Below are 14,074 nucleotides of genomic sequence, written 5' to 3' on the forward strand. Positions count from 1 at the left end.
TGTAACCAAGAATTGATGTGATCCATTCTTTTTTTTACACTTTTACACAATTATACGGACTTAATCGTGAAATCGGCAGGAGGCGCGCGGAATCGGCGGGAGAGCTGGCATATCGGCAGGAAGTGCGCGGAATCGGCGGGAGAGCCGGAATATCAGCAGGAGGTGCGCGGAATCGGCGGGAGAGCGGGGATATCGGCAGGAGGCGCGCGGAATTGGCGGGAGAGCTGGCATATCAGCAGGAAGTGCGCGGAATCGGCCGTAAACTTGCTATATTAGCAGTTCGCACAGAATCCGCTGCACGCCTAATGCGTCCACCCCACTCCAACTTAATCAAAAGATCCTGTCGATATTTCCCGGGAAATCAGGTGAATAAACCCAGCTCCTCTCCAAAATTTCCCATCCATTGACAGATTCCTTCAATCATGGCAAAGTTACTAAAGGTTTCCTTTTAAACAGCAATCAATTTCGTAAGCATATATTAATAGATAAGGTGGGTTACTATGGCGGATATTGGCCAGCAGGCATTGATCAGTTTGATTTCACATATATTGTTTATATCTCTGACGTGGAAAGTAGTGGTATCGTTGAATTTTGATGCCATTCTTGTAAAGGGTAAGTCGACAGAGGGCAGGGTTCTGCTGCTGTTCCTTACGATTGTCATCGGTGCTGGGGTGAGCAGGTTCTTCCTTGAGATCTTGCAGTGGTCCCAGGATTTGTTGTATCTCTTCTAATCTAGCAATCAATCGGATAAATGAGTAGATTACTGGTATGCAACACTCCCCCGATGTCCATACTGCTGAATATAGCTGATTCGGACAGAGGGGGAGTATTTTTATGAAAAAAATGATGATGACCGGTGTTTTTCTCTTACTGATGATAAGTGGCACGACTGCCTACTCCAGTGGGGATGCAGATGAATTGGTTGATATGGCTGGTGTCGTTGGAGAAGCAGGCCTTGAGGTTGCGGAGTGGCATTACATGGAAAGAGAAGAGATGGATCAAGAAAGTCTCTTGAATCTCGTGGAGGACTTGAAAAATAGTTATAAAGTCACTGTGGAAAGAAAGGAAAAGAGCGTAAAATATATATTCGTGGACATACGTAAAAACGGAACGATTACCGAATATTATACTGTAATCCTCCCTGAACAGGAGCATGCAGCAGGAGAATTCACTGCCGTTTTGGAAGGTTCTGGTTGGGGTAAGGATTTGGAAGAAGTGTATCAGTCAAAAAGGAAAAATGTGGCCGAAAAATTTACAAAAGCGTCACAAAGGTTTGCTTGGCTGAGTACTGTGGAGAGTGGTATAATGGACAGTGATAGTTTTTTACATATGCTCGAAAACGAACTTGATTTTCAACATGGTACGACCCAGTTCGACAATGTGGGAAATTCGAAGCATAAAAAGTTAGTATACGGGTATATACCACTATGGACACAGAAATTTACCTTCAACGAGGCGCCCAGGAATTTTCAAATGGCCGTAACGGATGAAGGCTCGGGGTCTGTCTCGTATACGTTAGGCACACCTATCTTGATACATGAATACTAATAATAATGAAATCGTATTTGAAGGAGAATTTGAATATGGAAAAAATCATCGTAAGAGGTGGACACCGGTTAAACGGCGCCGTCAGAGTGGAAGGTGCCAAAAATGCAGTACTCCCTGTAATAGCAGCAAGCCTCAGCGCAAGTGAAGGAAAGAGCATCATCCGGGATGTTCCAGTCTTGGCTGATGTCTATACTATTAATGAAGTTCTGCGCAATATGAATGCCGATGTGAACTTTGAAAATAATATAGTGGAAGTGGATGCTTCCAGCAAACTTTCCACAGAAGCACCATTCGAGTATGTGCGCAAGATGCGGGCATCCGTGTTGGTGCTTGGTCCATTGCTTGCCAGATACGGCCATGCGAAAGTGGCAATGCCTGGTGGCTGTGCCATTGGATCCCGTCCGATCGACCTGCATTTGAAAGGCTTTGAAGCGATGGGAGCCAAGGTCCATGTCGGCAATGGCTTCGTGGAGGCGTACGTGAATGGGCGTTTGAAGGGTGCAAAGATCTACCTGGATATGCCGAGTGTCGGTGCTACAGAGAATATCATGATGGCGGCTGCATTGGCAGAGGGCAAGACAGTTCTTGAAAACTGTGCCAAAGAGCCGGAAATTGTAGATCTCGCCAACTACCTGAACAAAATGGGTGCTGATATTGTTGGTGCAGGTACCGAAACCATTCGAATCAATGGGGTCGAAAAACTGCATGGAACAGAGCATAACATTATTCCCGACCGGATTGAAGCAGGCACATTCATGGTAGCAGCTGCGGCCACTGGCGGAAATGTTCTGATTGAAAATGCTGAAAGTGAGCATCTTCGCTCCGTCATTTCCAAACTTGAAGAAATGAACGTGACAGTGAAGGAAGAGGGCGAAGGAATCCGCGTCATCGGGCCGGAAGTCCTCAAATCAACCGACATTAAAACACTCCCCCATCCTGGCTTCCCTACGGATATGCAGTCCCAGATGATGGCTTTGATGCTGCAAGCCCAAGGTACGAGTATGATTACCGAGACGGTTTTCGAGAACCGGTTCATGCATGTGGAAGAGTTCCGTCGGATGAATGCAAAGATGAAAATTGAAGGAAGAAGTGTCATCATTGAGGGAGGCAGCAAACTGCAAGGTGCCGAAGTGGCAGCTACGGATCTCCGTGCTGCAGCAGCACTGATTGTAGCAGGTCTCAACTCAGATGGCTATACGCGTGTCACCCATCTTCATCATCTCGACCGTGGATATGTGAATCTGACCGGGAAACTGTCTGCATTGGGCGCAGACATTGAACGTTTGGATGAAGAAGGAAACGCAGTCGAATCTTTTGTACAAGTAGACCTGACAAATGACGAAGCAGTCGCGAAATAATCCTAACTTAGAATAGAGCAACAGGCAGATGGTCCAAATGGATCATCTGTCTTTTTTTATGGAAAATATAAGATGTCAATAAACCTCACATGTGAAAACGATTGCAGTTAACTCAATAGAATTAATGTAAAGAATTGTCTTTATATTTTACTGCCCATATGGTACTATTAAAAAAAGTTATCAACGACAAAAGAAGGAAGGGAGTGTACTTCATGAAGCTCTATATATCCGCGGATATGGAAGGAATTACAGGACTTCCGGACCATACATATGTCGATTCCAGTAAACATAACTATGAGCGCGGCCGCCGGATTATGACCGAAGAAGTAAATTATGTGCTGAATGCGGCCTATCAATCGGGCTGTACGGATATCCTGGTCAATGACAGCCATTCCAAAATGAATAATATCCTGATCGACCAACTGCATCCGGAAGCAGCGTTGATCACGGGTGATGCCAAACCTTTCTCCATGATGCAGGGACTTGATGCCAGCTTTGATGGCATATTTTTCATTGGCTATCATGCACGAGCTGGCCAGTTTGGCGTCATGTCCCATGCGATGGTGCATGCCGTCCGAAATTTTTCCATCAATGATGAGCCGATGGGAGAAATGGGGCTGAATGCCTATCTTGCCGGCTATTATGGGGTGCCGGTACTGATGGTGTCAGGGGATGACCAGGCGGCCGCAGAAGCGGAGGAGCTCATTCCGGGAATCAAGACTGCTGCCGTGAAGCAGACTATTTCCCGCTCCGCAGTGAAAAGCCTGACACCGAAGAAAGCGGGAGAACTGTTGCAGGAAAGGGTCCAGACGGCATTGGAAAACAGGGAGAAGGCCAAGCCATTGGTACCACCGGAGCGGCCGGTGTTGAAAATCGAATTCACGAACCATGGACAGGCAGAGTGGGCCAACTTGATGCCTGGCACTTCCATCCTACCAGGGACGACCATCGTTGTTTACCAAGCAAAAGACATCTTGGAAGCATACCAAGCCATGCTGGTCATGGTGGAACTTGCCATCAACACCACTTTCACCTGACAGCAGAAGGGGTGTGGGTAGATGGAAGAGTTGGGCAGAAGCATCGAGTCGATCATATCCCGGGTTGGTGGCACATGGGCAGTGGTGCTGGAAGACCTGAATGACGGGAAACAGTGGAAACTGAGGCCGATGGAACCAATGTATGCTGCCAGCATCATCAAAGTTCCGATCATGGCTGCTGTCTTCCAAGGGCTTGAGAATGGGGACATCAAGCAGGAAGATATGCGGAAGTTAAAGAGCGAAGATCAGGTGGGCGGCTGTGGGGTGTTGCAGCATATGACACCAGGTATCTCTCTTCCTGTCTATGATTTGATTACCTTGATGATCATCCAAAGTGATAACACGGCAGCAAATATGCTGATAGATTGGATCGGGGCAGACCAAATCTATCAGATGATCAATGATATCGGGATGGAAGGAAGCATGTTCCATCACAAATTGATGACACCACCGGCCGAGTGTCGGCTGGAAAACACGATTACCGCCAATGACATGAACAATCTATGGAGGAAATTGGCGGTGGGAGAGGTTGTCTCCAAGCATGCAAGCAGAGAAATGGTGGACATCCTGAAAAAACAGCAGCTTCGCCATTACTTGGCTGGGAAGCTGCCGATACAAGAAGACCCTTTGCTTGAAGAGGGAGAGGCATGGGAGCTGGCAGATAAAACAGGGGAAAATATAGGGATAAGACATAACGCAGGCATTCTATATGTAGAGAAGCGTACGATGCTGGCAACCGTGCTTTCAAAAGGAGTGAATGAGCGGGCATCACTGCAGGCGCTTCAGGAAATAGGATGGGAGATTTATAGTTTCATGAAAAAACAGACATAAGCAGCAGGTCCTGCACCAGGCTGCATGGGGGTGGAGAAATTGCTTCGTTACATAGGAAAACGATTGCTCATCATGGCCATCACATTGTGGATCATCATAACCCTGACTTTTGTGCTGATGGTCAGCATACCGGGCTCACCGCTCAACGCAGAGCGCTCATCGAATGAGCAGGTCCAGGCGAACCTGGAAGCCCACTACAACTTGGACGAACCTTATCTAGTCCAGTACGGGTTATATTTGAAGTCGATCGTCACCTTTGATTTCGGCCCTTCCATCAAACAGCCGGATCAGACGGTGGGTGATCTGCTCGGCCAGGGATTCCCGATATCTTTTGAACTGGGGATCATCACTATTGTGGTGGCTGTCATATCCGGTATCATCCTTGGTATCTTTGCCGCATTACAACATAACGGAATTATCGATTACCTTTCCATGGGGCTGGCCGTCCTTGGGATTTCGATTCCGAACTTCATTTTGGCGACCTTGCTGATCCAGCAGCTTGCGGTGAATGTGGAAATTTTCCCGGTGGCTACCTGGTCGAGCCCGAAACATATGGTGCTTCCGGTACTGGCCTTGGCCACCGGGCCGATGGCGATCATAGCGAGACTTACCCGGTCGACGATGCTGGAAGTGCTGACACAGGATTATATCAAAATGGCCCGGGCCAAGGGGCTGTCACCGTGGAAGATTACCATCAAACATGCCTTGAGGAATGCGCTGATGCCGGTGGTGACCATCATGGGCACCCTGCTTGCCGGCATTCTGACCGGCACGTTTGTCATCGAGGAAATCTTTGCGATTCCAGGGATGGGCAAGTACTTTGTGGAAAGTATCAACCAGCGGGACTATCCGGTCATCATGGGGACGACTGTATTCTATAGTGCCTTCCTGATCATCATGCTGTTTCTGGTCGATATTGCGTACGGCATCCTCGATCCCCGGATCAAGATGAATAAAAAGGGAGGGGAGTAGCATGAAGCCTGCAGAAGAATTCAACAGAAATCTCTCCCCGGAAGCCGTACCGGATGAGCTGTTCACTTGGAAAGAAAAGGATAAGAATGCAGCTGAACAAGTTTCCAGGCCATCCCTATCCTACTGGAAGGATGCGTGGAGGCGGCTGGTCAAGAATAAACTGGCCATGGCCGGAATGGTCTTTCTCGTCCTGTTGGCGGTGATGGCGATCTTTGGACCGGTCATTTCACCGTATGATGTCAACAGGCAGGACCTGCCGAACCAATACCAGCCGCCGTCTGGTGAGCACTGGTTCGGAACGGATTCCGCTGGTCGTGATGTGTTTACGCGGACATGGTATGGGGCGAGGATCTCCTTGTTTGTCGGGTTGATGGCCGCGCTCATCGATGTAGTGATCGGCATCATCTATGGCGGGATTGCCGGCTATAAAGGCGGTCGCACCGACAGTCTGATGATGCGGGTCATCGAGGTCCTTTACGGCCTTCCATATCTGCTGGTCGTCATTCTGCTGCTGGTGGTACTCGGGCCGAGTTTATCGACGATCATCATTGCACTCACGGTGACAGGTTGGGTGGGAATGGCGCGAATTGTGCGGGGACAGGTGCTTCAAATCAAAAACTATGAATTTGTCCTCGCTTCCCAGTCGTTCGGGGCGAAATCTTCCCGGATCATCCGGAAGAATTTGCTGCCGAACACGATGGGGCCGATCATCGTCCAGATGACATTGACGGTGCCGACCGCCATTTTTGCCGAGGCGTTCCTCAGTTTCATCGGCTTAGGAATCCAGGCACCGTATGCAAGCTGGGGCGTGATGGCCAATGATTCGCTGGGGGCCATCCTATCCGGAAACTGGTGGACACTGTTCTTCCCGGCATTCTTCATTTCCTTTACGATGTTTGCATTTAATGTATTAGGGGACGGGCTCCAGGATGCACTGGATCCGAAACTCCGGAAGTAGGTGGACATATGGAAAAAATACTCGAAGTCAATAACCTGCATGTAACATTTACGACCTATGGAGGGACGGTCAAGGCAGTCAGGGGGGTCAACTTCCATCTCCATAAGGGAGAGACACTGGCCATCGTCGGAGAGTCGGGCTGTGGAAAGAGCGTGACCTCCAACGCCATCATGCGGCTGACCCCCGAGCCGCCGGGCAAGATTTCTCAAGGGGAGATCCTGTTCCACGGCAAGGACCTGACAAAGGTATGGGAAAAAGAGATGCGTTCCATCCGCGGGGTGGATATCTCGATGATTTTCCAGGACCCGATGACCGCACTCAATCCGACGCTTACCATCGGCACCCAGCTGATGGAGGGGCTGAAACAGCATCAGAATGTGAGTGGAAGTGATGCAAAGAAAAAGGCGTTGGAGATGATGGACTTGGTGGGCATACCGAATCCGGAAGAGCGTCTCAAGCAGTATCCCCATCAGTTCAGCGGGGGGATGCGGCAGCGCATCGTGATTGCCATCGCCCTGATTTGCGAACCAGAACTGCTGATTGCCGATGAACCGACCACAGCTCTAGATGTGACCATCCAGGCGCAGATTTTGGAGCTGTTCGGCAGAATCCAGGAGGAGACAGGTGTCTCCATCATCCTGATCACGCATGACCTCGGGGTCGTTGCCAAGATTGCCGACCGGATTGCGGTGATGTACGCCGGCAAGATCATTGAAACAGGTACCAAGCGGGAGATTTTCTATGAACCGCAGCACCCATATACACAAGGATTGTTGAAATCGGTCCCTCGTCTGGATCTCGACGGGGAAAAGCTGACTCCGATTGACGGAACACCACCAGATTTATTCTCACCTCCACAGGGATGTCCGTTTACGGCGAGATGTCCATTTGCGATGGAGGTGTGTGATAAAGTTTATCCCGGCGATTCCAAGCTGAGCGGGACGCATCAGGTGAACTGCTGGCTGCAGGATGAACGGGCTAAACAGCTTCTGGCTGTTTCTACGGTCAGATGAGATCCGGCTCATTCCTATGGATGAACCGGATGGCTTTACCGCTTTTTCCGCCTGCAATATGGCGGAGGGGATACCAAAATTTTAAGGGGGAACGAGGATGAAGAAGTTTCTGTTACTGCTTATGGCCATCTTCACTGTTGCTGTACTGGCAGCCTGTACGGCAAACGAAGAAGCTGGGGAGGAAGCGGCTGCTGATGCGGATGCGGAAGATACCACGGAAGCGGATGCAGCGGAGGATTCAGGAGAAAAGGTATTGCGGATGAACAATTTGGAAGAACCGACCTCATTCAATCCATCGATCGGTTTTGACGCGGTATCCTGGGATCCGCTCAATAACTTGATGGAAGGCTTGACCCGTCTGGATGAGAATTCGACGCCACAAGGTGGGGTAGCGGAAGAATGGGATATCTCCGAGGACGGAAAGACATATACCTTCCATCTTCGGGAAGACGCCAACTGGTCCAATGGGGACCCAGTGACGGCAGAAGATTTTGTTTATGCATGGAAGCTGATGCTTGACCCGGAGACTGCTTCTGCGGCAGCGTTTTTAGGGTATTTCATTGAAGGTGCTGAAGCCTACAACGCAGGAGAAGGATCTGCCGATGATGTAGGTGTTTCCGCCATCGATGAGAAGACATTGGAAGTGAAACTGGAAGCGCCGACCGGTTTCTTCCTGGATCTGCTGACAAACCCTGCATTCTTCCCAGTCAACCACCAAGTGGCAGAGGAGAATCCGGATTGGCATGCGGAAGCTGACACATTTGTCGCTAACGGTCCTTTCGAGCTGGAATCATGGGAGCATGACAGTGAAATGGTATTTGCCAAGAATGAGGAGTATTGGGATGCAGATGCCGTGAAGTTGGATAAAGTCCACTTCGCCATGGTCAATGACACCAATACACAGTATCAGATGTTTGAAAGTGGAGAGCTGCATACCGCAAGCATTCCACCTGAATTATCCGACGAGCTGATTGACGGTGACAACGTCTTCATCGGCGATTATGGTGGATTGGAATTCTTCCGTTTCAATGTAAACGAAGAACCGTTCCAAAACAAAAAGATCAGACAGGCATTCGCCTATGCGGTCAATCGTGATGATATCGCGCAGTACGTCGTGAAAAACGGGGTGGAGCCTGCCTATGGTTTCGTCTCTCCAGGATTCACGACACCGAGCGGTGAAGACTTCCGTGATGTAAACGGAGATCTTGTCAGCTTCGATCCTGAAAAGGCGAAGGGACTGCTGGAAGAAGGCATGGCAGAAGAGGGGTATGATGAGCTGCCGTCGATCACACTGTCCTATAATACCAGTGATACGAACAAAGCAGTGGCTGAAACCATGCAGGATATGCTGAGTGAGAACCTGGGTGTGGAAGTGACTCTGGAAAATCAGGAATGGAACGTGTTCTCTGAAGCACAGAAAAACCTGGAGCTACAGTTCTCCAGAAGCTCATTCATCAATGACTACAGTGATCCGGTCAACTTCTTGGAAAGCTTTGTGACGGATTCCTATATGAACCGTACAGGCTGGTCCAATGAGGAGTATGATGAGCTGATTGAAAAAGGCAAGACAGAAACAGATGAAGAAAAGCGCTTTGAGTATTTGTATGAAGCGGAAAAAATGCTGGCAGAAGAAATGGTCGCCATGCCAATCCGTTACTACAACACAGTCGTGCTGGAAGCAGAAGGGGTATCCGGCATCCTGCGCCATCCTGTAGGCTACTTCGATCTGAAATACGCAGACGTGGAACAGTAAGACCCATGGCGGCAGGCTTTTTAAGCCACCGCAGCAAAGAAAGGAGGGGGCGGATCATATACCAATCTGTATATGGGCCGCTCCTGTTCTTTTTGTACGATCCTGATTGGCAGAAGGATATTTGCTCCACACGGGCCATACATTGATACATAATGGAATAATTCCTATCCAAGAGGGAGGAATGGCAATGATTTATCCGAAGCGGCTGCAGAAGGGGGATACGGTCGGTGTCATCGCGCCGGCCAGTCCCGTGGAAACTAGAAAATTGGAAAACGGCAGGAAGTTTCTGAAGGAACTCGGACTTCAGGTGAAATTGGGAAAGCATGTGGACAAGGTATATGGGTATCTGGCAGGTGATGATGCTGACCGGCTGGAGGATTTCCATGCCATGCTGGCTGACCCCGATGTGAAAGCCATCATTTTTGCCCGAGGCGGCTATGGAACGGCAAGGATAGCACAAGACTTGGATTACCAATTGATCCGGGAAAACCCGAAAATCATTTGGGGCTACAGTGATATTACCTATCTGCATACAGCGATCCGGCAGGAGACCGGGTTGGTCACCTTCCACGGGCCGATGGTGGCTTCAGATATGGCAAAAGATGATTTCGACGATTTGTCCCGATTCCTGTTTCAGCAGTTGTTCGGCCCGACGACCTTGATTTATTCAGAGAGGATTTCTCCGCTTCACACCATTGCAGAGGGAGAAGCAGAGGGGGAGCTGACTGGCGGAAACCTGTCCCTACTGGTCAGCACACTCGGCACCCCGTTCGAAATCAACACGAAGGGGAAAATCTTGCTGCTGGAGGATATCGGAGAAGAGCCATACCGGGTGGATGGCATGCTGAATCAGCTGAAGCTCGCTGGGAAGTTGGAGGAGGCGGCAGGCGTGGTGGTCGGAGACTTTGCCAAGGCAGAAGCTACACTCGATTCTTCTTTGGCATTGGAAGAGGTTTTCGAGCATTACTTGCAGAGTTTCAGCGGCCCTGTCCTTTCCGGCTTCCGTATCGGGCATTGCCTCCCACACTTTTCTGTACCACTCGGGGCTGTGGCCCACTTGTCATCAAAGGAAAAGACATTGGTCGTGAACCCGGGAATCCAATAGAGTTAGCAGGAGGAGAAACAAAATGAAGATACAGCAGGTGGAAACATTGCGTGCGGCAGTTCCGCTGCATACACCGTTCAAGACCGCACTAAGGACGGTAACCGTGGCGGAAACGATCGTGGTGAAAATAACGGACCAGGATGGCAATACAGGATGGGGGGAAGCACCCCCTACACATGTGATAACCGGCGACAGCCTCCAGAGTGTCGATTATGCCATCCACCATGTGTTCAAGCCGTTGATTGTCGGAGAATCCATCCTCCATCGGGAGCGGCTGTTCGAGAAGGTGGATGGAAGTATGGTGGGGAACACCAGTGCCAAGGCAGCCGTTGATATGGCGCTTCACGATTTGGCCGCTCAGTCTGCTGGCATGCCGCTGGTGAACTTCCTTGGCGGTCATGGCCAAACAGTGGAAACGGATTATACGGTCAGCGTGAACACGCCGGAGGAAATGGCGGAGGACGCCGGGAAATATACGGCGAACGGCTTTTCCATACTGAAGATCAAGGTCGGCAAGGATGAAATTGCTACAGATATCGAGCGGATCCAGGCCATCCGCAGGGAAATCGGCCCAGACGTGGTGATTCGGCTGGATGCCAATCAAGGCTGGTCCCCGAAAGAAGCGGTCAAGGCTATCAATAAAATGGAAGAACTGGGACTGGACATCGAATTGATTGAACAACCGGTGAAGGCCCATGACATAGCTGGTCTCAAGTATGTCACGGAACATACCGATTCATTGATCATGGCGGATGAGAGTGTCTTTTCTCCTAGGGATGCCATGCGGGTGCTTGCCGAACGGGCAGCCGACTTGATCAATATAAAATTGATGAAGGCAGGCGGTATCCATCATGCATTGAAAATTGCCAAACTGGCAGATGTCCATGGGGTCGAGTGTATGGTCGGAAGCATGATAGAAACGGAGATCGGTATAACTGCCGCGGCGCATTTTGCTGCGAGCCAACCGAACATCACCCGGTATGATTTCGATGCCCCACTGATGCTGGAGGGGAATCTCGTGGAGGATGGCAGTCTTGTATATAAAGGAAGCATGATAGATTTGGGAGAACGGTCCGGGCTTGGCATCCGCCGCTTGGCAGACCGCTATGTTTCGATGGAAAAGGTCTAGCTTTTGAATGGTTTAGATACAAAGGGGGAGCTCCAATGGTTAAACAAACGTATGAACAATTTCCGGAAAACATGTGGGTGACTGCCGTGCAGGTGGCGACAGTCTGGACGGACCCTGCTTCAGCCAGGGAAATCGATGCACCGGGCACCACCAACCCGACCAATATCGATCAATGGGTCACCAGCTTATCCTATGAGGAAAGCCTGGCACTCTGTGATGAAAATAGGGTCCAGAGCCAGTTGCTGTATGGGGAGCCGGTACTAGTAACGGAGACGGAGAATGAATGGGCACATGTCGTCATCCCATCGCAGCCATCTGGAAAAGATGTACGCGGTTATCCCGGCTGGGTACCGTTAAAGCAGCTCAGGCAGGTGGACAAAAGAGATTGGATGACGGAAAACTATGCTGCTGTGACAGCGGATAAAGCTGTACTGGAAACAAAAGATGGGGAGCCGTTCATCAAGGTCAGCTATATGAGCATCCTGCCTGTTCTGCAATCCGGAGATACAAGGGTTCAGGTGCAGACACCACATGGGAAATATGAAATAGCCACAGAAGATGTACATATATTCAAGGGAGAGAAAGGCCTGGCAAAAGGGAGTGGCGAGGACATTGTCACAGCAGGCGAGCCATTTACCGGCCTTGATTATTTCTGGGGCGGCATGAGCTCTTTCGGCTATGACTGCTCGGGTCTCGCCTATGCGGCCCATAAAGCGAATGGCTATCAGATCGCCCGTGATGCAGGTGATCAGGCCAAGGCGGGAGAGGAAGTCACTTACGACCGGCTGGAGCCGGGGGATTTGCTGTTTTTTGCCTATGAAGAAGGAAAAGGCAAACTCCATCACGTGGGAATCTATTATGGTGGCGGCAGGCTGCTCCACTCCCCGCAGACGGGCAAGGGAATTGAAGTGATCGAAATGGCAGGCACCAAATACGAGAAAGAGCTTTGTGCAGCAAGACGATACTGGAAAAAAGCAGGGGGAAATGACTGATGGAAGAGAAGATTCTGCAGGTCAATCATCTGAAAAAGCATTTTGACATGGGTAAGAACCAGGTATTGAAAGCGGTCGATGATGTCAGTTTCCATGTGAACCGCGGGGAAACGTTCGGATTGGTCGGTGAATCAGGGTGCGGCAAATCTACCATTGGGCGGACGATCATGGGCCTCTATGAACGCACGGATGGAGAAGTCATCTACGACGGCCAGGATGTCCACGACATGAAGGAGAAGGAGAAATTCGTATTCCGGCAGAACATGCAGATGATCTTCCAGGACCCCTATGCTTCCCTCAATCCGCGTTCAACTGTCAAAGAAGTGATCTCCGAGCCGATGGAGGTGCATGGTCTGTATAAAAGTCAGAAGGAGAAGAATGACCGGGTGTATGAGCTGCTGGAAGAAGTCGGTCTCAACCGGGATCATGCCAACCGCTACCCGCATGAGTTCAGTGGCGGTCAGCGCCAGCGGATCGGTATCGCCAGAGCGCTTGCTTTGAATCCCGACTTCATCATTGCCGATGAACCGATTTCCGCACTCGATGTATCGGTCCAAGCACAGGTCGTGAACCTGCTGAAGGAACTGCAACAGGAAAAAGGACTTACCTTTTTGTTCATCGCCCACGATTTGTCGATGGTCAAACAAATATCCGACCGCATCGGTGTCATGTACCTTGGCAATCTTGTGGAGCTGACCGCCAGCGGACAGCTCTATGATCAGCCACTCCATCCTTATACACAGGCACTCCTATCCGCCATTCCGATTCCGGATCCGGATATTGAGGAAAAACGGGAACGCATCATTCTGGAAGGCGACCTTCCTAGCCCGATCAACCCGCCAAGCGGCTGCGTGTTCCGCACCCGCTGTCCGATGGCGATGGAAGTCTGCGCCAAGCAAGTACCCGCCTGGCAGGAAGTCGAGCAGGACCACTATGTCGCCTGCCACCTATATGATGAGACAATCAGTGACAAACGGCCGGTGAAGCAGGTTGAAAAAGAAACGGCCCACCCATCGTAAAAGGAAGAACACCCAAACAATGCTGCTAGTGTTGTATGGGTGTTTTGCTGTTTGGTGGGAGGGGTGAGTTAATCGGCAGGAGAGCTGGTATATCAGCAGGAGCGCAGGTTTATCGGCAGGAGGCGCGTGGAATCGGCGGGAGCGCAGGTTTATCAGCAGGAGGAGCGGGAAATCCGCGGGAGCGCTCGTTAATCGGCAGGAGGAGCGCGAAATCCGCGGAAGCGCTGGCTTATCGGCAGGAGGAGCGCGTAATCGGCGGGAGCGCTGGTATATCAGCAGGAGGAGCGCGAAATCGATTAAGTCCGTATAATTGTGTAAAAGTGTAAAAAAAAGAATGGATCACATCAATTCTTGGTTAC

15 protein-coding genes are annotated in these 14,074 nt (G+C 50.3%); all 15 read left to right on the top strand.

Annotated elements, in window-relative coordinates:
- The first annotated feature begins 66 nt into the window (after positions 1-66).
- The 15 genes from ACFOGI_RS03190 to ACFOGI_RS03260 all read left to right on the top strand — a co-directional run bounded on the left by ACFOGI_RS03190 (position 67) and on the right by ACFOGI_RS03260 (position 14,041).
- A complete protein-coding gene (locus tag ACFOGI_RS03190) occupies positions 67-276 on the top strand; it encodes a hypothetical protein (protein WP_390268319.1) in 210 nt (69 codons plus the stop codon).
- Between the two features lie 224 nt (positions 277-500).
- Entirely contained in the window at positions 501-731 is a 231-nt protein-coding gene (locus ACFOGI_RS03195) for a DUF1146 family protein (RefSeq protein WP_390268322.1), read from the top strand.
- A 103-nt stretch (positions 732-834) separates the two neighbouring features.
- Complete coding sequence (locus ACFOGI_RS03200) at positions 835-1,548, top strand: YwmB family TATA-box binding protein (RefSeq protein WP_390268325.1); 714 nt, start codon at positions 835-837, stop codon at positions 1,546-1,548.
- Between the two features lie 35 nt (positions 1,549-1,583).
- Entirely contained in the window at positions 1,584-2,906 is a 1,323-nt protein-coding gene (murA, locus tag ACFOGI_RS03205; protein WP_390268328.1) for a UDP-N-acetylglucosamine 1-carboxyvinyltransferase, read from the top strand.
- A gap of 212 nt (positions 2,907-3,118) precedes the next feature.
- A complete protein-coding gene (locus tag ACFOGI_RS03210; RefSeq protein ID WP_390268331.1) occupies positions 3,119-3,943 on the top strand; it encodes a M55 family metallopeptidase in 825 nt (274 codons plus the stop codon).
- A gap of 21 nt (positions 3,944-3,964) precedes the next feature.
- The gene (locus ACFOGI_RS03215) at positions 3,965-4,774 is read left to right on the top strand and encodes a serine hydrolase (protein ID WP_390268334.1); all 810 of its coding nucleotides are present in this window, start codon (positions 3,965-3,967) and stop codon (positions 4,772-4,774) included.
- 39 nt (positions 4,775-4,813) lie between these two features.
- A complete protein-coding gene (locus tag ACFOGI_RS03220; RefSeq protein ID WP_390268337.1) occupies positions 4,814-5,746 on the top strand; it encodes an ABC transporter permease in 933 nt (310 codons plus the stop codon).
- Position 5,747: 1 nt separating this feature from the next.
- Positions 5,748-6,704, top strand: a complete 957-nt coding sequence (locus ACFOGI_RS03225) for an ABC transporter permease (protein WP_390268340.1) — start codon at positions 5,748-5,750, stop codon at positions 6,702-6,704.
- Between the two features lie 8 nt (positions 6,705-6,712).
- The gene (locus ACFOGI_RS03230) at positions 6,713-7,717 is read left to right on the top strand and encodes an ABC transporter ATP-binding protein (protein WP_390268343.1); all 1,005 of its coding nucleotides are present in this window, start codon (positions 6,713-6,715) and stop codon (positions 7,715-7,717) included.
- 97 nt (positions 7,718-7,814) lie between these two features.
- Complete coding sequence (locus ACFOGI_RS03235) at positions 7,815-9,470, top strand: peptide ABC transporter substrate-binding protein (RefSeq protein WP_390268346.1); 1,656 nt, start codon at positions 7,815-7,817, stop codon at positions 9,468-9,470.
- A gap of 187 nt (positions 9,471-9,657) precedes the next feature.
- Complete coding sequence (locus ACFOGI_RS03240) at positions 9,658-10,575, top strand: S66 peptidase family protein (protein ID WP_390268349.1); 918 nt, start codon at positions 9,658-9,660, stop codon at positions 10,573-10,575.
- Between the two features lie 22 nt (positions 10,576-10,597).
- Positions 10,598-11,704, top strand: a complete 1,107-nt coding sequence (locus tag ACFOGI_RS03245) for a dipeptide epimerase (protein ID WP_390268352.1) — start codon at positions 10,598-10,600, stop codon at positions 11,702-11,704.
- Between the two features lie 35 nt (positions 11,705-11,739).
- Entirely contained in the window at positions 11,740-12,696 is a 957-nt protein-coding gene (locus ACFOGI_RS03250) for a C40 family peptidase (protein WP_390268355.1), read from the top strand.
- A complete protein-coding gene (locus ACFOGI_RS03255; protein WP_390268358.1) occupies positions 12,696-13,715 on the top strand; it encodes an ABC transporter ATP-binding protein in 1,020 nt (339 codons plus the stop codon). Before ACFOGI_RS03250 ends, ACFOGI_RS03255 begins: the two co-directional genes overlap by 1 nt.
- Before the next feature lie 35 nt (positions 13,716-13,750).
- Positions 13,751-14,041, top strand: coding sequence for a hypothetical protein (locus ACFOGI_RS03260; RefSeq protein ID WP_390268361.1), 291 nt, complete (start codon positions 13,751-13,753; stop codon positions 14,039-14,041).
- Positions 14,042-14,074 lie beyond the last annotated feature (33 nt).

It is taken from the genome of Virgibacillus xinjiangensis (assembly GCF_042643145.1).
GTDB classification, from domain to species: domain Bacteria; phylum Bacillota; class Bacilli; order Bacillales; family Amphibacillaceae; genus Virgibacillus_O; species Virgibacillus_O xinjiangensis.